At 35.8% G+C, this 22,058-nt stretch carries 24 protein-coding genes; 2 read left to right on the top strand and 22 right to left on the bottom strand.

What is annotated here, in order from left to right:
- Positions 1-27 precede the first annotated feature (27 nt).
- Positions 28-795: an SDR family NAD(P)-dependent oxidoreductase gene (locus BN853_RS04000; protein ID WP_030004668.1), complete on the bottom strand. Its 768-nt coding sequence runs from the start codon at positions 793-795 to the stop codon at positions 28-30.
- Entirely contained in the window at positions 792-2,087 is a 1,296-nt protein-coding gene (locus tag BN853_RS03995) for a pyrimidine-nucleoside phosphorylase (protein ID WP_030004667.1), read from the bottom strand. The genes BN853_RS04000 and BN853_RS03995 overlap by 4 nt, the downstream gene beginning before the upstream one ends.
- Before the next feature lie 63 nt (positions 2,088-2,150).
- Between BN853_RS03995 and BN853_RS03990 the strand changes: the two genes are divergently transcribed.
- On the top strand, positions 2,151-2,726 hold the full coding sequence (locus BN853_RS03990; protein WP_030004666.1) for a histidine phosphatase family protein: 576 nt from the start codon (positions 2,151-2,153) through the stop codon (positions 2,724-2,726).
- Positions 2,727-2,790: 64 nt separating this feature from the next.
- Here the strand turns inward: BN853_RS03990 and BN853_RS03985 are convergent, their stop codons facing one another.
- The 19 genes from BN853_RS03985 to tgt all read right to left on the bottom strand — a co-directional run bounded on the left by BN853_RS03985 (position 2,791) and on the right by tgt (position 20,883).
- Positions 2,791-3,600, bottom strand: coding sequence for a lysophospholipid acyltransferase family protein (locus BN853_RS03985; RefSeq protein WP_030004665.1), 810 nt, complete (start codon positions 3,598-3,600; stop codon positions 2,791-2,793).
- A 1-nt stretch (position 3,601) separates the two neighbouring features.
- Entirely contained in the window at positions 3,602-4,069 is a 468-nt protein-coding gene (locus BN853_RS03980) for a dihydrofolate reductase (RefSeq protein WP_030004664.1), read from the bottom strand.
- The gene (thyA, locus tag BN853_RS03975) at positions 4,066-4,932 is read right to left on the bottom strand and encodes a thymidylate synthase (protein WP_030004663.1); all 867 of its coding nucleotides are present in this window, start codon (positions 4,930-4,932) and stop codon (positions 4,066-4,068) included. Before thyA ends, BN853_RS03980 begins: the two co-directional genes overlap by 4 nt.
- The gene (gene pepV, locus BN853_RS03970; protein WP_030004662.1) at positions 4,932-6,308 is read right to left on the bottom strand and encodes a dipeptidase PepV; all 1,377 of its coding nucleotides are present in this window, start codon (positions 6,306-6,308) and stop codon (positions 4,932-4,934) included. The genes thyA and pepV overlap by 1 nt, the downstream gene beginning before the upstream one ends.
- Before the next feature lie 191 nt (positions 6,309-6,499).
- The gene (locus tag BN853_RS03965; RefSeq protein WP_030004661.1) at positions 6,500-6,865 is read right to left on the bottom strand and encodes a single-stranded DNA-binding protein; all 366 of its coding nucleotides are present in this window, start codon (positions 6,863-6,865) and stop codon (positions 6,500-6,502) included.
- Positions 6,866-7,034: 169 nt separating this feature from the next.
- Complete coding sequence (gene yfmH, locus BN853_RS03960) at positions 7,035-8,321, bottom strand: EF-P 5-aminopentanol modification-associated protein YfmH (RefSeq protein WP_030004660.1); 1,287 nt, start codon at positions 8,319-8,321, stop codon at positions 7,035-7,037.
- Entirely contained in the window at positions 8,321-9,538 is a 1,218-nt protein-coding gene (gene yfmF, locus BN853_RS03955; RefSeq protein ID WP_030004659.1) for an EF-P 5-aminopentanol modification-associated protein YfmF, read from the bottom strand. Before yfmF ends, yfmH begins: the two co-directional genes overlap by 1 nt.
- Entirely contained in the window at positions 9,535-10,251 is a 717-nt protein-coding gene (gene deoD / locus BN853_RS03950; protein ID WP_052591460.1) for a purine-nucleoside phosphorylase, read from the bottom strand. The genes yfmF and deoD overlap by 4 nt, the downstream gene beginning before the upstream one ends.
- Positions 10,232-10,906 carry a deoxyribose-phosphate aldolase gene (gene deoC, locus BN853_RS03945; protein ID WP_030004657.1) on the bottom strand — a complete coding sequence of 225 codons (675 nt, stop codon included), beginning with the start codon at positions 10,904-10,906 and terminating at the stop codon, positions 10,232-10,234. The genes deoD and deoC overlap by 20 nt, the downstream gene beginning before the upstream one ends.
- Complete coding sequence (locus tag BN853_RS03940; RefSeq protein ID WP_030004656.1) at positions 10,907-11,149, bottom strand: YgjV family protein; 243 nt, start codon at positions 11,147-11,149, stop codon at positions 10,907-10,909.
- A gap of 15 nt (positions 11,150-11,164) precedes the next feature.
- Entirely contained in the window at positions 11,165-12,031 is an 867-nt protein-coding gene (locus BN853_RS03935) for a hypothetical protein (protein WP_030004655.1), read from the bottom strand.
- A gap of 12 nt (positions 12,032-12,043) precedes the next feature.
- Complete coding sequence (gene surE, locus BN853_RS03930) at positions 12,044-12,814, bottom strand: 5'/3'-nucleotidase SurE (protein ID WP_030004654.1); 771 nt, start codon at positions 12,812-12,814, stop codon at positions 12,044-12,046.
- Positions 12,811-15,510, bottom strand: coding sequence for an isoleucine--tRNA ligase (gene ileS / locus BN853_RS03925; protein ID WP_030004653.1), 2,700 nt, complete (start codon positions 15,508-15,510; stop codon positions 12,811-12,813). Before ileS ends, surE begins: the two co-directional genes overlap by 4 nt.
- 214 nt (positions 15,511-15,724) lie before the next feature.
- On the bottom strand, positions 15,725-16,435 hold the full coding sequence (locus BN853_RS03920; RefSeq protein ID WP_030004652.1) for a YlmH/Sll1252 family protein: 711 nt from the start codon (positions 16,433-16,435) through the stop codon (positions 15,725-15,727).
- Positions 16,419-16,769, bottom strand: coding sequence for a cell division protein SepF (sepF, locus tag BN853_RS03915; protein WP_030004651.1), 351 nt, complete (start codon positions 16,767-16,769; stop codon positions 16,419-16,421). Before sepF ends, BN853_RS03920 begins: the two co-directional genes overlap by 17 nt.
- 10 nt (positions 16,770-16,779) lie before the next feature.
- Positions 16,780-17,427: a YggS family pyridoxal phosphate-dependent enzyme gene (locus tag BN853_RS03910; RefSeq protein ID WP_157869931.1), complete on the bottom strand. Its 648-nt coding sequence runs from the start codon at positions 17,425-17,427 to the stop codon at positions 16,780-16,782.
- Complete coding sequence (gene ychF, locus BN853_RS03905) at positions 17,393-18,493, bottom strand: redox-regulated ATPase YchF (protein ID WP_030004649.1); 1,101 nt, start codon at positions 18,491-18,493, stop codon at positions 17,393-17,395. Before ychF ends, BN853_RS03910 begins: the two co-directional genes overlap by 35 nt.
- Before the next feature lie 49 nt (positions 18,494-18,542).
- Positions 18,543-19,685, bottom strand: a complete 1,143-nt coding sequence (gene ftsZ / locus BN853_RS03900; protein WP_030004648.1) for a cell division protein FtsZ — start codon at positions 19,683-19,685, stop codon at positions 18,543-18,545.
- 88 nt (positions 19,686-19,773) lie between these two features.
- A complete protein-coding gene (gene tgt / locus BN853_RS03895) occupies positions 19,774-20,883 on the bottom strand; it encodes a tRNA guanosine(34) transglycosylase Tgt (protein ID WP_030004647.1) in 1,110 nt (369 codons plus the stop codon).
- Between the two features lie 122 nt (positions 20,884-21,005).
- On the opposite strand from tgt, the gene BN853_RS03890 reads away from it, so the two are divergent.
- Positions 21,006-21,491 carry a QueT transporter family protein gene (locus tag BN853_RS03890; RefSeq protein WP_030004646.1) on the top strand — a complete coding sequence of 162 codons (486 nt, stop codon included), beginning with the start codon at positions 21,006-21,008 and terminating at the stop codon, positions 21,489-21,491.
- On the opposite strand, the gene BN853_RS03885 is transcribed toward BN853_RS03890, so the two are convergent.
- Entirely contained in the window at positions 21,468-22,058 is a 591-nt protein-coding gene (locus BN853_RS03885) for a P-loop nucleotide/nucleoside kinase family protein (RefSeq protein ID WP_030004645.1), read from the bottom strand. The two genes, BN853_RS03890 and BN853_RS03885, sit on opposite strands and share 24 nt — an antisense overlap.

The raw sequence follows: 22,058 nt of genomic DNA, 5'->3' as shown, positions 1-22,058 counted from the left end.
TCTTTTATCAATTTTCAATCAAAATAATCATTTTTTAATCTGCTTCTTTTTGCCTAAAATCGCTTGAGCTCTTATCGTCAAGCCATTGGGTAATAACTTAAGCATGACGTGAGCGCACTTGTTTGAAAAACCAGGGACAATCACTGTTTTTTTCGACTCAAGCGCAATTCTAGCCGTGGCATCAGGACTCTTTTTGTAAGCTTCTACTCTTGTTTGAGCAGTTTCATGAAAATTAGTCTTAATTGGGCCAGGACAAACCACTTGAATTTGAATACCCGTCTGTTGTTTTTTAGATTCGTAAGCAACCGCTCGTGTCAAACTTGTGACGTATGATTTTGTCGCATAGTAGGTTGCTTGATACGCCCCTGGGACAAAACCAGCAACCGATGAAATGTTAATAATACGTCCAGGTATGTTTTCAGTCTTAAATTGCTGATAATAGTACTTCATGATGTGATGAAGCGCTTTAACATTTAAATTGATCATCTCAAATTCTTTTTCTAAGGGACTCGAGATAAATGACTCATTATGACCAAAACCGGCGTTATTTACAATCACCGATGGTTGATACACTTTGGCATATTCAAACATCTTTTCTCGATCCTCACGTTTGGTTAAATCAGCTATGTAGATTAACACCTTGACTTTGTATTTGATTTGAATTTCTTTTTGGGCCCTTGCTAAATGATCCAGGCTGCGTGAAACTAAAATTAGGTCATAGCCTTCATCAGCAAGCTTATTAGCAAACGATCGACCCAATCCGATGGCGCCACCAGTAATCAGCGCAATACTCATACAATAACGCCTTCGATTAACGTCACATCGTTCTTTTTCGATCCAATATGAATTGCTTCTTTTAGCGTATTAAATGCATCTTCAATGCCCTTGTCATTTGCATGGATTTCCAAAATGACATCACCAACCATCACGCGGTCGCCTATTTTCTTTTTAAATACGATACCGACTGCAGGATCAATCTGACCATCAACGGTTTCTCTTCCCGCACCTAAATACGCCGCTGCTAAACCGATATCAATGGTTGTCATTGATTCAATGAACCCTTCTTTATCAGCAATTAAAGGAATGATACGACTCGCCTTTTTGAATTTAGATACGTCTTTAATGAAGCTAATATCGCCACCTTGAGCAGACACAAGTTCAATCAATTTATTAAATGCTTCACCATTGTCTAATTTTTCTTTTAATAGCGTCATCGCAGCGTCTTTAGTTGCGATACCGGCATCTTCGATTAAGTAGGAGCCAACTTCTAATACAACGGTTTCTAAGTCTTTTGGCCCATTACCTTTTAAAGTCTCAATCGCTTCAATCACCTCGAGTGAATTACCAACTGAAAAACCAAGTGGTTCATCCATATTTGTAAGGATAGCTTTGACTTTTCTGCCTGCTAGTTTTCCAATGTTAACCATTAATTCCGCTAGTTTTTTCGCTTCTTCTATATCAGACATAAACGCACCGTTACCGACTTTAACATCTAAGCAAATCGCATCTGCACCACTCGCCAATTTCTTTGACATGATTGATGAGGCGATCAAAGGAATCGATCTTACTGTCCCTGTGACATCTCTTAATGCGTACATTTTTTTATCGGCTGGTGTGATGTTTTTAGACTGTCCAATGACAGCAACACCAATTTCATTTACTTGTTTAATAAATGACTGCTCATCTAAAACAATGTTGTAACCAGGGATGGATTCTAATTTGTCTAACGTACCACCCGTGTGACCTAAGCCTCTACCGCTCATCTTTGCAAATTTCGCGCCGCAAGAAGCCACTAGTGGTCCTAAAACCAATGTAACCTTATCACCAACACCACCAGTAGAATGTTTGTCAACTTTGATTCCGTCAATTAGACTCAAATCAAATACGTCACCACTATGCATCATGGCTAATGCTAAATCGGTTGATTCTTGATCCGTCATACCATTAAAGTAGACCGACATCAAAAATGCACTCATTTGATAATCAGGGACTTCCTCATTTGTGTAGGATTTGATTATAAATTCAATTTCATTTTTAGATAACTCTTTGTTATCACGTTTTTTTGCTATTAAATCAAGCATTCTCATCGTTATACACCTCGTATTAATTATATCATAATTGTGTTATAATGTCATAGAGGTGAATTTTGCATGAAAATATGTTTAGTTAGACACGGTCAAACCGACTTCAATAAACTCAAGTTAGTTCAGGGTTGGGCCGATAATCCACTAAATGATACAGGAATCGAACAAGCAACAAATGTTGGCCTATTTTTTAAGAAAAATAATTACGCATTTGATCATATCTATACGTCTCCTTTGATTAGAGCAAAACATACAGCTGAGTTAATCAATCGTCATTTAGAACAACCAAAAAAAATCAAAATCGATTATCACTTTTTAGAACGTGATTTTGCGCTATTCGAAGGTAATAACGTCGATGAAACAATTAAAATCATATCTAAAGAGGGCTTTAATGCTAAAGGTTATGAAGACAACAAACTACTTCTCAAACGGATTGAAAATGGTTTATTGAACCTTTATAAAACTCATAAAGATGAGACCGTTATGATCAGTTGTCATTCACACGTCGTCAAATCGTTTTTAATCCTTTCAGACCCTGAACAATATAATTACTTGACTTACCTAAACAACGCATCCGTCCATTGGTTATCGTTTGATGGTGAAGCATTAACTATTGATCAATTCAATATTGAAGCAAACTAAAAAGAACACTCAAGAAATAAAATCTTGAGTGTTCTTTTCTATATATTTTATTTGTAAAAAAATCTTATGCTTTTATTCCGTTTGTGATTGTATCATTGGTGAGTTTAGCAACTATATCACCAATTTCGCTAGTTGATAGCTGTTCGTAATCGGATTTGTAAAGCGGTTTATGAATGATCACTTTAATCACAGTACGCTTAAATGGTGCACGTTTTTTTACTTCACTTGTTCCCATCATGGTGATCGGTACAATCGGTGCTTCTGCTTTAGTTGCTAGCTTATAGGCACCAGCTCGAATTGCAACCATTTTTTCATCGTCACGGTCTTTAATACCGCCTTCAGGAAATATTCCCATGATCATTCCATTTTTAACACGTTCGATGCCTTCAAGCATTGATTTTGCAGCTTCTCTGTTATTATCTCTGTCGATTTGTATACATCCAATGTACTCAATCCAGTTTTTTATGATTGGAATCTTATAAATCCCTTTTTTAGCTGCTAACGACATTGGACGATTAATCAATGTATATAGAATAAACGGATCCGTGTAAGATTTGTGGTTTGCATAGATAACATAACCACCGGTTTTTGGTAGATTCGATTTACCTGTGACCTTAATCTTTAACCTTAGAGGAAAAATATTTAAGAAATGAACTAAGCTTCGAATATAATAATGTTTAAAACGATTGTCTTTTCTTGTATATTTGGCGTATGGTAATAAAATCACAATGGTCAATATTAAAAATACCCATGCAAAAAAATACCCAAAAAATGCCCACAATAGTGTGTAACCACTTAGTAAATCAGTCTTCGTGTAAGTCGTTAAAATCGTAATAATTAACGCCCAAACTGAAACAAATAGAAATGTAAGCATATTAACCTCTTTCGTATACCGTAAATCTTAGTTCGTCTTCTTGATTTTCACTGATCACTTTAAACATAGAAAGGTCAAACTTTGGAAAAAAGACGTTGCCTTCGTGATCTTTATCTATCCATGTGATGTATAAATAGTCCGCATATTCCAAAGCAATTTGATAAACGGTTTTCCCACCAATTACGATCACATCTTCGGTAGTTTCTTTCAAAAAGCCTTTTAAGTCATTGACCATAATGCAGCCATCAAATGATACGTTATTTAAAGAAGCCACGTAAATTTTACCAAAAGGCAGTGGTCTATCTTTGTAATAACCCTTTAACGATAGATAAGTCATTTCACCCATTAACACGGTCTTGCCTTTGGTATGATTTTTAAAATAAATCAAGTCTTTTTTATAATGCCAAGGCAGTATATTGTCTTTTCCGATTAGCCAATTACGGTCCATTGCCCAAATGAGTGAAATCATACAGCAACCACACCCTTAATCGCTTTATGAGGATTATAATCAGTTAATACAAAATCATCAAATTTAAAATCAAAAATTGATTTTACCGATTTGTTTAATTGCATCTTAGGTAGACTTCTAGGTTCTCTTTTTAGTTGTGTATGAATTTGTTCAAAATGATTGTGATAGATGTGCGCATCGCCAATTGTGTGAATGAATTCACCGGCTTCTAAGTCACATACTTGGGCAATCATCATTAATAATAAACTATAAGACGCAATATTAAATGGTATGCCTAAGAAGATATCGCCGCTACGTTGATACAGTTGAAGTGATAACTTGTTGTTTACAACATAAAATTGCATAAATGCGTGACATGGTGGTAGTGCCATTTGATCTAATTGAGATGGATTCCAAGCGGATATAATAATTCGTCTTGAATCTGGCGTTTCTTTGATTTGCTTAATGACTTGTTTGATTTGATCCACACCAAAAAAATCACGCCATTGTTTGCCATAAACTGGCCCAAGTTCCCCATATTTTTTTGCAAAATCAACGTCTTCTTTTATCTTGTTGACAAATTCATCTAATGATTCATTTTGATAATCGACCGATTTTTTAAACAGTTCGTATGGCCATTCATTCCAAATCTTTACGTCATTATCGACCAAATATTTGATATTAGTATCCCCATTGATAAACCACAACAACTCATGAATGATTGCTTTTAAATACACACGCTTGGTTGTTAAAAGCGGAAACCCATTGGCAAGGTTAAAGCGCATTTGATAACCAAATACGCTACGTGTGCCTGTGCCTGTGCGATCGCTTTTATCGACACCAAAGTCTAGTACGTGTTGACATAGATCTAAATACTGTTTCATTATTTTGCTAATTCAAAGAGGGCTTCGGCATAAATTGCAATACTTAAGAAGAAATCCTCTAGAATAATGTACTCGTTTTTTTGATGGATATACGTTGGTTTTCCTGGGAAATGCGGACCAAATGCAACTGAGTTTTTCATTGCTCTTGCGAATGTTCCACCGCCTGTAGTCATTGGTTTTGCCTCAACATCATTCGTGTACTTCTTATAAACACCCATTAATTTTTGAATCATCTCAGAGTTTGGATCAACGTATAATAATTTTTGATGTTTGCCGATTTCTACTTGCGCCCCAAGCGATTCAAAACCTCTAGATATTTTATCGATGAATGCGTCATAGTCGACACCATGTGGGTATCTTGGATTTAAAACAATTTCAAACTTTCCTTGATTAAAATTGAATACACCCGCATTGATTGTGACACTACCCATTTCTTTTTCAACAAAATCAACACCTAGTTTTTTTCCGACTGGGTCATCTAATAAATACGTATTGATGGCATCAATAAAGGCATTACTAATTCCAACTTCATTAAAAAAATGAACCAGTAAATAAGCCGCATTCACACCCAATTGTGGTGTTGATCCGTGTGCCGATATACCGTTAATTTCTAATTCTAATTTACCATCATTTACAACAGCACTACCTTCTAAATTACGTTTTTCTAAGAACTCAAGGTATTTTTTTTCAAGTTCAACATTGTTTAGGACTGCTTTTGCTTGATCAGGGACCATATTGTCTCTAAGCCCAGCCTCAAAACTATGAAGGACGCTATCGTCTGCTTTACCACGTACAACAACGCGTAAAATGCCTTTTTCAGCGTAAGTTAATGGAAAATCTGAATCCGGAATAAATCCTGCGACAGGCTGCTCTGGGTATTGGTTAAAATAGTATTTAACTCCACGCCAAGCCGTTTCTTCATCCGTACCAAGAATTAATTTAATTCGTTTTGATAGTGGTAAATCCAAATCCTTTAATATCTTCATTGCATAATATGCAGCAATCGTTGGACCTTTATCGTCTTCGGTGCCTCTACCATACATCTTTCCATCAGCAATCACTGCGCCATAAGGTGGGTAAGACCAACCGCTACCGGCAGGTACAACGTCTAAATGGCCAATCATGCCTACATACTCTTCTTGGTTACCATATTCGATGTGCCCCGCGTAGTGCTCCGCATTTAATGTATTAAACCCATCACGTTTGCCTAAATTCAACATAAACGTTAACGCTTCATCAATGCCCTCACCAAATGGTGCATTTACGCGCTTTTCATCAAACGTAGTTAATTCTGAATTAATTTGAATGATCTCGGTTAGATCTTTTAATATCGCTTCTTTACGTTTTTCTACTTCTTTTCTAAAATCTATACTCATATAAAATCAGCTCCTTTTATAATTATAACAATTGTATCACTTTAAGACAATAATAATCAAATGTTTGTCGTTGAACACAATAAAAATTATGAGTAATAGACTGACTCGGTGGTTATCAATCAAAAAAACAGTTGTCTACCCCTCATTTTTTTCCGTTTATAGGTGTCTATGACTAAAAAAAGAAAAAGACATTAATTGTCTTCTTCCGTTTCATCAGGACATGATGGCTTCAATTTTTGTGAATTTGATAAATACGTAACCTTTTCTCCGACGAAGTCGAGCATGTTCAGCTCTCTTTCTTCATTGACTTGATACTTTTTAACTTGTAATCGACCTCTAACGGCGATCATAGAACCTTTTTTACAATGTTCAGATATCATTTCTGCCGTTGCTTGCCAAAGTGTGCAAGAAATGAAGTCTGTTTCGTAAATACCGTCCATATTTTTAAATGCTCGAGCAACCGCTATGGTAATGTCGGTTACTTTTTTACCTGTGTCAGTCTTTTTTATAATTGGATCGTGGGTCAATCGGCCTATAAGTATGACTTGATTAAACATGGTAATCACTCCCTTCAATCCAATTATATGATTGATGCTTTAAAATATGAAATCACACTTTTTTAAGTTTTAGAGATAATGTTATCTATTTTTACTAAAAAAAAGAAAACCAATCGAGGTTTTCTTTTTTAACTAAACTTTTTTCTGTTTTATTTCTAAAAATCGGCAATTAGTTCTTTTTTTGTGGCTTAATTACATATCGTGATATGCGTTTAGAATTGATTTGTTTTGCAACACGATCAATGTCTTCAAGTGTAATGCTTTCGATAATCTCAGGAATGTCATAAATGATTACGTCGTTGGCAAGATAACGTGTGAATCCCATTGAAATTGATTCAAGGGAGTTTAAACTCATTACAAAAGAACCTAACATACTTCGTTTGTAACGCGTAAACGCTTGTTCATCATGTTTCTTGCGTTTTAAGTTTACTAATTGTTTGATTAGTACGTCACTTAATGCATCGACGTCTTTTGTGTCAGCAAATATGGCCAGCATGAACGCACCATCTTCTTGAACTGTTGTGTGCTCAAAACTGTCATTGATCAACCCTTGGGTTAAAAGCTTCTCATAAAGTTTTGTTGAATTCGAGAAATACATGTCCATCAAAATTGAAAATGCAAGGTCATCTTTTAACGCTTGTTTTCCAGAAACCGGATCCAGTTTGACACCAATCGAAAGTTTTGGCATCACCACAGGCATCTCAATTTCATCATAGGCTTTTTCAATCCCTTTAGGCTCATTTTTCATAAACCTAACAATTGGACTTGCTTTGCCATACGTTTTTTTTGCTTGATTTTCTTTAATCACCGTTAAGATTTCGTTTTCATCAAAGTTACCGACAAGTGTTAAGACCATGTTTGATGGGTGATAAAACGTTTCATAAGCTTGATATAACTTTTTAGCGGTTATCTTCATGATTGAATCGACGGTGCCGCCGACTTCTGTGTTTATCGGGTGTTTTTGATAAAGATTTTTAAGTATCCCGTAAAACATACGTTGATTTGGATAATCTTGATACATTTTTAACTCTTCTGCAATAATACCTTGTTCTTTTTTTACACTACTTGGTGTAAAATATGGCGTTTGAACATAGTCAAGTAAGTAATTTAGCGCACCTTCAATATTCTTCGTTCCTGAGAATAGATAAGACGTACGATCAAACGACGTATAGGCATTTGCATTCACACCAAATGAGCTCAGTTTTTCAAAGGCATCTGTTTTATCAGGCATCGCAAACATTTTATGTTCTAAAAAGTGTGCAATACCCGCCGGTTGATTAACTTTTTTGTCTTTATTAATTGGGACAAACGACTGATCAAATGAGCCATAGTTGGTTGTAAATGTTGCAAACACTTTATGATAATCTTTTTTTGGAATTAGATAAACGGATAATCCGTTATCTAATACCTCATGAAAAATGGTTTCATTAAAGGATGGATAGACTAATTTATTCATTATTTATTCTCCACATCTAAGACAAACACGGTGTCTTTCTTTAAGCGTTTACCAACTTCGAGTAAATCGTTTGGTTTAATTGCTAAAATTGTTTGGATTTGTTCATCTATGGTTTTATCTACATTAAGCAGTAGCTGATTATATTTTCGGTTTAATCTTGCGCCTTGTGAATCCTCAGCTTCTTTTAAATCGTTAATCAGTGCTTGTTTTGAGAGTTCTAGCTCCTTTTCGGAGATTAAAATGGTAGACATTTTTTGAACTTCTTCATCAATGACTTGCTTGGCAAGTTCTAAACGGTTTTTATCGACACCCGAGTAAATAAAATGCGTGCCTTTGTATGCATCATAAATACTTGAAATATAATAACATAACGAGTGCTTTTCTCTTACATTCAAGAATAGTCTTGAATGAACATACCCGCCAAGTGCTGCGTTAAATAACACCGTGGCAGTATATAGTGGGTCGTTATATCGAATCTCACTTCGATAACCAATATTTAGTTTCGATTGTTGAATTTGATCAAATTCCACGATTGATTTTACTTCATTAATTTCTTTTGATTCAAGATCAAGGACGTCCTCATGAGTAAAGACCGCTTGTTTGAAGTTTTGTTTGACGAACAAGACTTCTTCATTCGTGATATCACCCGATAGAATAACTTGTAATTCGTCTTTAACTAAGAATTCATTTTTATAATATTCTTTAAAGTCTTTTAAGTTAACCGCATTGACATCTTCTTTAGTTCCACTTGTGCGGTAACCGTACAATTCATTTTCAAACATAATGTCCGTCAATCGAGAAAGAGCGTGTCTGGTTTTGTCATTTTCTTTTGCTCTAATTTCCTCAATTAGTAAACGTTTTTCTAAGTCTAAATCTTTTTGATAAAAATTGTCATGCCCATAAATAACTTCGTTTAAAAATGAAAGAGCATCTTCAAACAAAGACTGATCTTTAACGATGGCAGGATTAGTGATTTTTAATTGAACTGTGATGATATTAAAAACACCCATTTTCGAGGTTTGTGTTTGTAAATTGGCGCCATAAAGCTGTTCTAACTTTAAGTTTAGTTCACTTCTTGATTTGTATTGATTCGTTTTCGCACGCAACATGCTAGGTAATAATGTTCTTAAAGCAAAGGTTTCTTTCGAAGCCTTTGCTTTAAACTTTAGTGTAATTAATACGGTTTTAAATTTTTTAGTTTGGTCAACTAAAATCATGATTTCCTCGCAACTTCTAAAGCGATTTCCATCATTCGTGAAAATGAGTTTTGTCTTTCTTCAGCTGTTGTTGCTTCGTGTGTCACTAATGAATCAGAGACCGTTAATAAACACGTTGCTTTCTTACCTAATGCTTTTGCGTTTGCGAATAATGCAAATGATTCCATTTCAACAGCAATACAGCCATTTTTTTCGAATCTTTCTTCGTGCACAGAACCTTTTAAATTATAAAAGACATCGGATGAATGAATACGTCCTGTGGTAACTGGAATGTTTAAACGTTCAGCTGCCTTCAAGGCACGATTGTTTAAGGTGCGATTTGCTTTTAATGTTTTAGCACTTGTCAAGCCCATGGTCTTAGCGTAACTTGATTCGCTATAGGCGTCATCAACTAAAATAACGTCGTATAAGTTTAAATCTTTCGTGTAAGCCCCGCAAGAACCCACACGAATAATGTTTTCTACGTCATAGAACTTAAATAGTTCATAAGAGTAAATACCAATCGATGGCATCCCCATTCCTGAACCCATGACAGTTACTTTTTTACCTTTGTATGTACCGGTATAACCAAACATGTTACGTACGGTATTAATTTGAACAACATCTTCTAAAAATGTTTCAGCAATCATTTTTGCACGTAGTGGATCACCAGGCATTAAAACTGTTTTTGCTACTAATTCTTTATCTGTAATACTAATATGAGGTGTTGGAATCATTGTTATTCTCCTTTTTACTTACAATTTGTATACCACTTGATGCGCCAATTCTTGAAGCACCTGCTTCAATCATAGCCATCGCGTCTTCGTAACTTCTAACGCCACCAGAAGCTTTGACACCTAAGGCATCTTTGACGACTTTTCTCATTAATGCAATGTCACTGACGGTAGCACCGCCCTTGCCAAAGCCTGTTGAGGTTTTCACGTAATCGGCGTTTGCTTTAACAGCCAACTCACAAGCAATCACTTTTTCTTCATCCGTTAAGAAACAGGTTTCGATGATTACTTTAAGTAGCGTATTACCACAAGCTTCTTTAACTAACTTAATGTCGTTATAAACAAGATCGTAGTTCTTTTCTTTTAATGCACCGACATTGATAACCATATCAATTTCTTGGGCACCTTCTTTAATCGCTAGTTTTGCTTCTTGTGCTTTTATTTCGCTTTGGTGCATGCCCGAAGGGAAGCCCACAACGGTACATACGAGCACATCGCTTCCTTTTAGTTGTTGTGCAGCGAGTGGAACAAATACAGGATCCACACAAACACTCATAAAATCATGTTCGACTGCTTCTTGACAAAGCTTTTGAACGTCATAACTAGTCACTGTAGGTCCTAGTTTTGTGTGATCAATATACTTACTGAGGTTCATTTATAAATCTCCTTTATTTTTTCTCATTTGAGCTAATTTTACAATATGAACTAAAACTAATCCAATATTTAATAAGGTAACACTAACTGAATTTAATAAAATGCCATAGAAAATGAAAATTGAAGCACCAAAAATATTAATGATACGTATTTTTTTCTCGCCTTTCATTAAAAATGAGATTAACACCAAAACGCCTGCCAAAATCCCAAAGATTTCTACTAGTACCGGTGGTATATTATCCATTCTTTTCCTCCTATCTTAAACGTCAATTACTTGTTCAAGATCAATACGAATAAGGCTTGTTGTAATTGCTGTAAATTTTGATTTTTTTAGTATTTTAAATACTTTTTTACTATTCTTTGATTCAATCACTTTTGTGTTTTGAAGAAAACCTGGGACCGCTTGAGTGAACTTTTCAATTTTTGCCATCACCTCGTCATAAGGTAAGATTTTATTATCAAAACCACTGCGATAGTAAACATAATCGATGTGCGGCGGAAAAAGAGTTAATGTGTTTTCCTTCCATTCAATCGTAAAATGTACGCGATCCTGTTCATCAACCGTCACAAAATAATTAGGCACGTAAATGTCTAATTCCTTGTAGTATCGATGAAGCTCGTATTGTTCATCAATGTATTTTAGGCAATCATTTAATCGGTTTTCTGGGTAATAATAGTAATCGGTTAATTGATAGCCATGTTTTTCCTTATAGGTTCTTTTTACAATATCAAACACTTTTTCAACCACTTCGTATTTAAATTGTAAGACATCTTCAAATAAATCATGATAGATTGCAAAATTAAATTCTTTGCATAATTTTTCGATGATCCTTATGATTTTGGCCACACTATAATAAGGCGTTAACAGGGGTATTTCAATTCTAAAGTTAACGTCTAAATAATGCGGATCTAACTTATAAATATCGGTCACAGTCGATTTCTTTGTAATAACAAAATCTGCTTTTGATTTTAAAATTGGGTGCCGATATAAGATTCTTACTTCACTTGAGTTTTCATCCACAGGAGCAAGCTCTGATTCAGCGATTTCATCAAAAAAAGATAAAATGCGTTCATAATCGAATGAACGGCTTTTCTCCTTGAAAAAATGAAGTACAAACATACTCATAAATACACCACCCTACTTAACTATCTTATCATAAATGAAAGTTGGATTCAATTGCTTTTGTTTTTTAAGATTATTAACAACCTCTTCGCTATACCTAGATTCGATTAGCGGAGTGATTGATAAATAACCCATTCGAAAGGCTACGACATCCGAGTCTAAAGACTCTTCTGTTTCTTTTAATTCGTATACCGTCTTGTATGTATACTCATCAACTTTTTCAAATTTTGCGGTGTGATGGTGTAAACCTTGTCTTGTCCACTTCACACCCAAGATTTGTTGAAATTTAGAACTTGGGTAGTTAATATTTAATACATAGTCCGTTGTTACTGCTCTTGTATCGATTAAATGTTTAACCACTTCATAGACGGTTTTTTGTGCAAGAAATAGACCTTTTTTAGGTGCGGATATTGCGATCGCAGGTACACCTAAAATCATCGCTTCTGTGGCAGCACCCACGGTGCCTGAATATAAAATATCTGAACCCACATTTAATCCACTGTTAATACCAGAGACACACAAATCAAACGGAACATTTAGCGTACCGATGGCAATTCTTGTACAGTCGGCAGGCTTACCTTCAACCGATATTGCCAATTTTGAACCGTATAAAGAACCATAATGTTTGATTTTAAGCGGCTCGTAAATGGTAATGCTTTGTGATTGACCTGATTGGTGTTCTTCTGGTGCAACTATGTATAAATCGCCTAAGGGTGCGAGCGCTTGTGCAAGCACCTTTAGACCTTCTTCTCTAATCCCATCGTCATTGACTAATAGAATATTCATTTGATTTCCTCTAATACTTGGTGGCATCGTTCACAGACGTGTTGTTCGTTCACATGAGGCACAATGTTCCAACAACGTTCACATTTTAAGCCATCGGCTTTCGTCGCGTGAACTTCTAAGTGATCCGCTAAGTTAAATTCGATGCTTGAAACCATTAGAACTTGCGTTAAATTGATGTTTAAACGATCGATTGACTCTTTGATTTGTTTTGTTATATCAACGCTTAAAGAAGCTTCTAATGATTTTCCAATCACTTTATTTTTTCGCATCTCTTCTAGCACTTTTAGCGTTTCAGTTCTTAACGCCATAAATGCGTCAAAATCGTGATCAAGTTCTAAATCATTAAAATCCATTTTAGCTGGCATATCTTCTAAGTAAATATCTTCTTTACGCGCCGTCTCAATGCTCCAGTAAGCTTCGCTTGCCGTGTGCGGTAAAATCGGTGCAATCAACTTTAAGAGCACCATCAGTTGATCGTATAGTACTGTTTGTACACTTCTTCTCATTAATCCATTTTGAGATTCAACGTATAAGATGTCTTTTGTATAGTCTAAATAGAAAGCACTTAAGTCATTAATCATGTAATTGGTAATTAAACGATAGACCGTATCAAATTTATACTGGTCATAGGCACTAATTACGTCTTTACGTAGTTCTTCTAGTTTATGAAGCATGACTTTGTCTAATGAACCTAGATCGTCATAGGCTACTTTGTTCTCCTTAGGATCAAAATCAAATAAGTTACTTAATAAAAATTTAAGTGTGTTTCTTATTTTTCGGTAGGATTCTGAGACTTGTTTCATCATTTGATCACCGATACGGACGTCAGAAGAGTATTCGACTGAAGAGACCCATAAACGGAGAATATCCGCACCCATTTCGTTGGTAATTTTTAGAGGATCTACGGTATTACCAAGAGATTTTGACATCGCTTTACCATTTTTATCAAGCACAAATCCATGTGAAATTACTGAGCGGTAAGGGGCTTGATTTTTAGTGGCAACGCCTGTGATTAAGCTTGAATTAAACCAGCCACGGTATTGGTCAGAACCTTCAACGTACAAGTCAGCTGGGTAATTAAGCCCTCTTCGTTCTAATAGTTGATGACTTGATCCTGAATCAAACCAAACGTCCATAATGTCTGTTTCTTTTCTAAAGATAGAATTAGGACTACCTGGGTGAGTATAGCCCTCTGGCAATAGTTGTGTTGCGTCTTTGGTAAACCAAGCATTAGAACCTTCTTTAGCAAAAATATCAGCAACGTGGTTAATCACATCTTTATCCAAGATTGGTGTACCATCTTCTGCATAAAACACTGGGATTGGAACGCCCCAAGCACGTTGACGACTGATGCACCAATCGCCACGATCTTTGATCATATTTGATATACGTAGTTCGCCCCACTTTTGAACCCAATTTGTTGATTCAATTTCTTCAAGCAGGCGTTTTTTCAATTGTTCGATAGAGGCAAACCATTGTGGGGTTGCTCTAAAAATCACTGGTTTTTTTGTTCGCCAGTCGTGTGGGTAACTGTGGACAAAGTAATTGACATGCAGTAAATTACCAAGTTCTTTTAACCGTTCAATAATCATTGGATTGGCTTTTTCATAGTAGATACCTTCAAACTCATTAGCATCACTCGTGAAAATACCACGATCGTCCACAGGTACTAAGATGTCTAGGTTGTATTTGTTACCAACGATGTAGTCATCTTCCCCATGCCCTGGTGCGGTATGAACTAAGCCTGTGCCATCGGTATCGGTCACGTGGTCGCCTAAGATGACGGGGTTTACTCTGCCATTTAGTGGGTGAACATAGTTTAATAATTCTAGTTGATCTCCTAGCACTTCATCTAAAATCGTTGCCCCTTCAAACTGAAGTGTTGAAATCACTTTTTCGTAAAGCGATTTTGCAACTATATAGATTTGGTTATTGTAATTAAAGCGAACATACGTCAGTTTAGGGTTAGCCGAAATCGCTAAGTTTGCTGGAAGTGTCCATGGGGTTGTTGTCCAAATGATTAAGTTGTTGTTTTTAAATTGCCCCTCTGAGCAGACTGAAAAAGAGACGTAAATTGATGGTGAGGTAACGTCTTGATATTCAATTTCAGCTTCTGCAAGTGCAGATTCGCTTGATGGTGACCAGTAAACTGGTTTTAAGCCTTTAAAAATTAAACCTTTGTCTGCCATTTTCGCAAATACTCTTAGTTGATCTGCTTCAAATTCAGGATTTAAAGTAATGTATGGGTTGTCCCATTCACCAAGTATGCCTAAGCGTTTGAATTGTTGTTTTTGCATATCAATTTGTTCAAGTGCGTAATGATGACAAAGCGTTCGAAATTCATCAATGGTCAAGTTCTTTCGATTAACACCTTTTTTTGAAAGTGCGGTTTCAATTGGTAGACCATGAGTGTCCCAGCCTGGGATATATGGCGCATAAAAACCACTCATCGTTTTGTATCGAATGATGAAATCCTTTAATATTTTGTTCATGGAATGCCCAATATGGATTGCTCCATTGGCGTAAGGTGGTCCATCATGCAAAATAAACGATGGTTTTGCCTCGTTCTTCTTTAATACTTTTTCATACAAGCTCATGGCTTCCCATTTGGCTTGAAAATCAACCTCTCTCACACCTAAATTACCTCTCATTTCAAATGAGGTTTTAGGGAGTAGTAGTGTGTCTTTTAATTCCATAGTCTTAATCCTCCTAATAAATAAAAAAAGCCCTTAGAAATAAATCTAAGGACGAAATAATCGCGGTACCACCTTAGTTCTAGTCAATTGACTAGCACTCAATGCCTTAACGCGGCAAACAGTTACTCCTTGGTGATATATCAATTACGTACGTTTAGGCTTACACCAACCCTAACTCGCTTTTTCATACGTGACTAATTGATACGTGTCCAACTCATCGTAAGATATGTAGTTTAACTCTTGTTTTTTGTTTTTTCGATAAGCCCTCGGTATCAATGTATATGATTCGTCCGTAGCCTCTAATAGATATTATATCACATGGATTTAATTTATGCATGATTTTTTCGGTTATAAAGTAATTTACTTTAACGTAACCTTGCTCAATCATTTTCTTCACATCGTCACGCTTGATACCAAATACTTTAGAGATAATCGCATCCAGTCGAATCGAATCGACCGAGATTGTTAGTTCTTCTTTTTTTTCAACGATTGATTCATCTGGTTTGGTTGTTTCTTCAAAGAAAATGAAATCCCTTTTAATTTGATGAAGGTTATCTTTAATATAAGTGGATTGTTCCTTGATGCATTCAATGTAGACGTGAGAATCGGTGATCAAGATATCACCAAACACATCACGATTAATTCCTAAGTTCATTAACGCACCTAACACATCTCGATGGCTAATTTCTTTATCCATATACGTTGATTTATAATAACTGATTTGAAAGTCTAACTCTTCGTTTAAATCGGTCACGTACAATCGTTTGTATTCGGCATCTATTGATGATTCAAAGATGTAATAGTCTTTAAATACATTTTTTACAATTTCCTGTTCAAGCGGGTTTAAATAACGATATAAGATGGGTTTGTTATATCGTTCTTCTTGCTTTTTAACCCTTTGATAAAACTCACTCTTTGTATTCATCAATAAATTGTTTTAACGTACCGTCTTTGAAATCTTGTTCGCGAGCAAATAAAAACACTTTTTGACTAATTTGGACAATTTGACCTTCCACAGCAAAAATCACACCGGATAAAAACGCCATGATTTTATTCGCTGAATCAGGACTTTGTTCTTCAAAGTTGAGTACTAATGGGTTGCCCGATAGTAATTCTTGAGCTAGCGTCATGATGTATTCATCTTCATCGGTCGTGATGTGTTCGAAAATGATTCGTTCAAAACTGTTCGTTATGCTTTCTTTTTGATAGTTTGGTAATTCTCTTGTGGTTTGTTGTTTTGATTTACTAAAAAAGCCCATGGGTTCACCTCTATAAAATAAACTTTCTGCCAATACGAATAAAATCAGCACCGTAAGTTAACGCTATTAGGTAATCGTCTGTCATCCCCATTGAAAGAGATTCTAGACCATAAAATGTTTTTAGTTCGTTAAGCTTTTTAAAAGCCAACGTCGTTTGATCTATATCATTTTGTTTTCCCATAGTCATCAACCCAACTACTTTAATTTTATCATACTTTTTCACTTCATTAATAAAATCCGTTAAATCTTCTGTTTCAATCCCGTGTTTTGATTCTTCTTTTAAAACGTTAACCTCAATAAAACAATTTAAAGGCTTTGTGCGATAATTGTTGATTGTCTTTGCTAGTTTTAAACTATCAAGTGCATGAAAATAGTCAATTTCATTGATTATTTTTTTTACTTTGTTGGTTTGAAGCGTGCCAATCAAATGCCAGATAACAGAAATATCTTGTAGATTTTCTTTTTTATCGAGTAGGGCATCGACTCGGTTTTCACCAAAATGCTTCACACCTAAATTGTGAAGTTCACGTATCTCATCTGATGAGACGTACTTCGATGCGCATACAACCGTTACCGCATGTCCTTTAATTGATTCATTGATTAAGTCAACGTTTTTCTTAAAATTAGACATTAAATCGAAATAGCATGACGTCGCCATCAACGACTTTATAGTCTTTACCTTCAAGTCGCACACGGCCAGCTTCTTTTGCTTGAAGATAAGATCCATATTTTTCTAAGTCACTAAAGGATACGGTTTCTGCTCGAATAAAGCCTCGTTCGAAATCGGTATGAATAATCCCTGCACATTCTGGTGCGCTCATCCCTTTTTTAAAGGTCCAAGCACGCGCTTCCATTGGTCCAGCAGTGAAGTAGGTTTGTAAGCCCAATCGATGATAAGTAATACGAATTAACTGATCTAGACCTGATTCATTCATGCCTAGTTCTTCCATGAATACGTCTTTTTCATCGTCGTCTAACATGGCCAATTCGGACTCAATTTGAGCAGAAATCGCAACCACGTCAGCACCTTCACTTTCTCCTTTTTCTGTCACTTTTATGAATAGTTCGTTTGTTTTAAGCGTTTGTAAATCATCCATTGAAACGTTACAAATGTAGACCATTGGCTTTAATGATAAGAAATTAAAACTCTTAATGATCGACTTTTCTTCTTCTGTTAATTCTAACAAACGTAGTGGGGTATCATTCATTAAGCCCTCAAGCGCTTTTTTTAACACTTCGTACTCGGCTTTTTCATCAGATGAACCACCAACTTTTGCTTTTTTTTCTATTTTTGGTAGACGTTTATTAATCGTATCAATGTCGGCAAAGTTCAATTCAAGTTGAATGGTCTCAATGTCTCTTAGTGGGTTTACTGAGCCTTCTACATGGACGATATTGTCGTCATTAAATAGTCTTACGACTTGACATATGGTATCAACTTCACGAATATGGCTTAAAAACTGGTTGCCTAAACCTTCACCTTTGGATGCCCCTTTAACTAAACCTGCGATATCGATAAACTCAACCGTGGTTGGGACGATTTTTTTAGATTGATACATTTTTGCAAGTACATCTAAACGGTGGTCTTTTAAGGTAACGATACCAACGTTTGGGTCAATGGTTGCAAATGGATAGTTTGCCGCTAATGCACCTGACTTTGTAATTGCATTAAATAGCGTTGATTTTCCGACGTTTGGTAAACCTACAATTCCAGCTCTTAACATATTATATTCCTCATTTCATCAAAAAAGGCACAATGGCCTCTTTCTGTTTTTATTTTTTATTTTTACTTTGTAGCCAACTAGGTAGTTTTTGTGAACTAGGTTTAGGCTGTTCTGGTTCTCTATAAGATGGCATTTCATCTTGTTTTTCAAAACCAGTTGGTGTGATTTTAATTTGATCATTGGTTGTTTTCTTAAATATTTGTGTTGCAAAGTCATCAATGGTTGAATCTTTTGCTTTTAACTCATAACCAGTTGCAATCACTGTGACAATCATTTCATCATTCAAATCGACATTTAAAGTTGTACCATAAATGACATTCAACTCAAAATCAGTTGCATTTCTGATTTCATCTAATGCTTGTGAAACCTCAAACAATGTAATGTTGGTTCCACTCGTGATGTTGACAATCGCGTCGGTTGCCCCATCAATGCTTACTTCAAGTAACTTTGAATGAATGGCTTTTCTGGCTGCTTCAACTGCCCTGTTTTCACCACTTGCAATACCGATACCCATTAATGCGGTTCCTTTATTTTCCATGACGGTTCTCACGTCAGCAAAGTCAACGTTAATTAATCCAGGTACTGCAATTATTTCTGCAATCCCTTGGACACCTTGTCTTAAAACATTATCTGCTTCTCTAAATGCATCTAGCATTTGAGTGTTTGGATCGATGATTGATAATAAGCGTTCGTTTGGAATAACGATGAGTGTGTCAACAAATTGTTTTAATTCCTCAAGTCCTGCAATCGCTGCTTGAGTACGGTTTGGCCCTTCAAATGCAAATGGTTTTGTGACTATCCCAATGGTCAAACAACCCATTTCTTTGGCCAATCTCGCAATGATTGGTGCAGCACCTGTTCCAGTGCCTCCACCCATACCTGCGGTAATAAAAATCATGTCTGCGTTACTAAGAACCATTCTGATTTCATCTTCGGATTCTAACGCTGCTCGTTTACCGACTTCAGGTTTAGCACCAGCGCCTAAGCCTCTAGTTAAGTGCTTACCTATTTGAAGTCTTGTTTCTGCTCTTGATACTCTTAACACTTGGGCATCCGTGTTGACTGCAATAAAATCAACACCCTTGACGTCATTTTCAATCATACGGTTCACAGCGTTACCGCCGCCACCACCTACTCCGATTACTTTAATTACCGGCTTTTGATTGAAATTGTCATTTTCTCCAAATACCATAACACACCCTCCTTAACGATAAATAACACTATATTTATTTTACACTAACTTTAATATAATTAAAAGACATTTAGGACTTTTTGAAAAACTATTTTGAATAACCGTACTTCTTGAAGAACTCTTCTTTAAAATCGAGCAATCGATCTTCTTTGATTGCTTGTCTAATTTCGCTCATTAAATGCTTTAAGAAAGCTAAATTTTGATACGTCATGATTCGCATACCTAGAATTTCCTCAGCTTTAAATAAATGTCTAACGTATGATTTCGAATACTTTGAAATTGGTGTAATCAAACCTGGATCTAATGGCGAGAAATCCATTTCAAATCGCTTATTTCTAATTTGAATTTTTCCCTCGGTTGTGAATGCTGTTCCGTGTCTAGCGTTTCTGGTTGGTAAGACACAATCGAACATATCTACCCCACGAATGACCCCTTCAACTAAATCATCAGGCGAACCGACACCCATCAAGTATCTAGGTTTATCGGTTGGCATTACTGGTTTTAACAAATCTAAAATTCGATACATTTCTTCTTTAGATTCGCCAACACTTAATCCACCGATTGAATAGCCAGGAAAATCAAGTTCAATTGTCTTTTTTGCGGAATACAACCGAAGTTCATCATCAAGACCACCTTGTATGATACCAAACAATGCTTGATCTGTTTTGTGTGCGTCTTTACCTCTTTTAGCCCATCTGAGGGTACGTTCAATTGAATCTTTCATGTAGTCGTAGGTCGCGTCATGTGGTGGGCACTCATCAAAACTCATGATGATGTCTGCACCTAAATTCTCCTGTATTTCAATTGCCTTTTCAGGTGATAAAAACAACATATCCCCGTTTTTATGGTGTCTAAAATAAACACCTTCTTCTTTAATTTTACGAATTGAGTTTAACGAGAACACTTGAAAGCCACCACTATCTGTCAGTAGCGCACCATCCCATTTCATAAAACCACGAATTCCACCGTGTGCTTTAATGATGTCATCACCTGGTTGAAGCCATAAGTGATAGGTGTTTCCTAGAATTAACCCATCAGAGACTTCCTTAATCTCCTCAGGTGTTAATGTCTTAACCGTTGCTTGTGTACCAACTGGCATAAAAATTGGGGTTTCAAACGTCCCGTGAGGCGTGTGAAGTAACCCGTATCTTGCACCAGACTGTTTGCATGTATGTAATAATTCATATCTAATTGCCATGTGCTATTCAAACCTTTCTTCTTCTATTGAAATTATATCATAAATGTGTTATAGTTTATCATGGTTTTTGAAAAACCCGCAGTACTAGAGCACCTGCGAAAACAAAACAAGGAGATATAACTATGTTTAATTTTACTTTAAGAGACTACATTAGACAAGCAATGATTGCTTCTATCTATGTCGTACTCGTCTTTCTGTTTCAACCGATTAGCTATGAATCGCTGCAATTTAGAATTGCGGAACTATTAGTCATTATTGTGCTATTCGATCACAAATCAATCGTAGGTCTAACCATCGGGTGTTTTGTTGCTAACTTGTTTAGCCCCTTACTCGTTTATGACTTAACCTTTGGTACATTCGCAACATTTCTAACGTTACTACTCATGATTAAAACAAAGAATTTGTATGTAAGACTGTTGTATCCTAGCCTGATTAACGCACTCATCGTCGGCTTTGCACTCACACTTGCTTTTGAAACCCCTTATTTGCTCAATATGGGTAGTGTGTTTATTGGCCAATTTGTTGTAACGTATGTGATAGGATTACCGCTCTATTTAATTCTTAATCAAAATACTGGTTTTAAATCACTGTTTCACGATGAAATCTAAAATCCCTTTATCGGGATTTTTTTCTAAAAAATGTTCTATTTTTAACAATAAAGAAGGATCATTTTGATAATCAAATGTGGTTGCATCGACTCTAATTACTTGATTAAAAGGGATAATGAAGTCATCTTTACTAAGGTAGTCTTCAAATCCAACTTGATCAACAAAATCCATACTTAAATGCGTGATGTGTCTGTTTTGTTTGGCTCTTTTTAAAAAACGGTCATAAAGCACTGAGGGGTCTGCATAAAAATCAAGGACTAAGACATCATACCCAAATAGTACTTGTTGACGCTTGATTTCTTCAAATTCTTCTTTATGGAAATTTGACTCCAAAATTAAGTCATTGTTTGTTTTCATAAAATGCTTTAATATTTGAAACATTACAGCCATCGTGGCTCTACTAAGACGTTTATTTTCCTCACGATTAGAAAAACCAATCACATCACTAATCGTTTCTTTTATTGTGTCTTTATCAAATGAAGGAATTGAAAATCGTTCTTCTAATTGTGTTTTGAATGTTGTTTTACCAGTCGCTAAATAACCTTTAATCAAAATAAGTTTTTTCAT

Origin of the sequence: Paracholeplasma brassicae (genome assembly GCF_000967915.1) — a bacterium.
Taxonomy (GTDB): Bacteria; Bacillota_I; Bacilli_A; order Acholeplasmatales; family UBA5453; genus Paracholeplasma; species Paracholeplasma brassicae.
Note: the sequence above shows the minus strand (reverse complement) of the source record. Positions and strands in the feature narration are given on the sequence as shown.

Bases quoted from the DNA above. Each gene is read 5' to 3' on its own strand.
- BN853_RS03910 (WP_157869931.1), bottom strand. From the start codon at position 17,427: ATGGCGACGTCATGCTATTTCGATTTAATGTCTAATTTTAAGAAAAAC.
- BN853_RS03935 (WP_030004655.1), bottom strand. From the start codon at position 12,031: ATGAGTATGTTTGTACTTCATTTTTTCAAGGAGAAAAGCCGTTCATTC.
- BN853_RS04000 (WP_030004668.1), bottom strand. From the start codon at position 795: ATGAGTATTGCGCTGATTACTGGTGGCGCCATCGGATTGGGTCGATCG.
- pepV (WP_030004662.1), bottom strand. From the start codon at position 6,308: ATGAGTATAGATTTTAGAAAAGAAGTAGAAAAACGTAAAGAAGCGATA.
- tgt (WP_030004647.1), bottom strand. From the start codon at position 20,883: ATGGCAATTAGATATGAATTATTACATACATGCAAACAGTCTGGTGCA.
- BN853_RS03995 (WP_030004667.1), bottom strand. From the start codon at position 2,087: ATGAGAATGCTTGATTTAATAGCAAAAAAACGTGATAACAAAGAGTTA.
- BN853_RS03980 (WP_030004664.1), bottom strand. From the start codon at position 4,069: ATGATTTCACTCATTTGGGCAATGGACCGTAATTGGCTAATCGGAAAA.
- BN853_RS03990 (WP_030004666.1), top strand. From the start codon at position 2,151: ATGAAAATATGTTTAGTTAGACACGGTCAAACCGACTTCAATAAACTC.
- BN853_RS03985 (WP_030004665.1), bottom strand. From the start codon at position 3,600: ATGCTTACATTTCTATTTGTTTCAGTTTGGGCGTTAATTATTACGATT.
- thyA (WP_030004663.1), bottom strand. From the start codon at position 4,932: ATGAAACAGTATTTAGATCTATGTCAACACGTACTAGACTTTGGTGTC.
- BN853_RS03885 (WP_030004645.1), bottom strand. From the start codon at position 22,058: ATGAAAAAACTTATTTTGATTAAAGGTTATTTAGCGACTGGTAAAACA.
- ileS (WP_030004653.1), bottom strand. From the start codon at position 15,510: ATGGAATTAAAAGACACACTACTACTCCCTAAAACCTCATTTGAAATG.
- BN853_RS03920 (WP_030004652.1), bottom strand. From the start codon at position 16,435: ATGAATACAAAGAGTGAGTTTTATCAAAGGGTTAAAAAGCAAGAAGAA.
- ftsZ (WP_030004648.1), bottom strand. From the start codon at position 19,685: ATGGTATTTGGAGAAAATGACAATTTCAATCAAAAGCCGGTAATTAAA.
- yfmF (WP_030004659.1), bottom strand. From the start codon at position 9,538: ATGATTTTAGTTGACCAAACTAAAAAATTTAAAACCGTATTAATTACA.
- yfmH (WP_030004660.1), bottom strand. From the start codon at position 8,321: ATGAATAAATTAGTCTATCCATCCTTTAATGAAACCATTTTTCATGAG.
- surE (WP_030004654.1), bottom strand. From the start codon at position 12,814: ATGAATATTCTATTAGTCAATGACGATGGGATTAGAGAAGAAGGTCTA.
- BN853_RS03890 (WP_030004646.1), top strand. From the start codon at position 21,006: ATGTTTAATTTTACTTTAAGAGACTACATTAGACAAGCAATGATTGCT.
- deoC (WP_030004657.1), bottom strand. From the start codon at position 10,906: ATGAACCTCAGTAAGTATATTGATCACACAAAACTAGGACCTACAGTG.
- BN853_RS03940 (WP_030004656.1), bottom strand. From the start codon at position 11,149: ATGGATAATATACCACCGGTACTAGTAGAAATCTTTGGGATTTTGGCA.
- ychF (WP_030004649.1), bottom strand. From the start codon at position 18,493: ATGTTAAGAGCTGGAATTGTAGGTTTACCAAACGTCGGAAAATCAACG.
- sepF (WP_030004651.1), bottom strand. From the start codon at position 16,769: ATGGGCTTTTTTAGTAAATCAAAACAACAAACCACAAGAGAATTACCA.
- BN853_RS03965 (WP_030004661.1), bottom strand. From the start codon at position 6,865: ATGTTTAATCAAGTCATACTTATAGGCCGATTGACCCACGATCCAATT.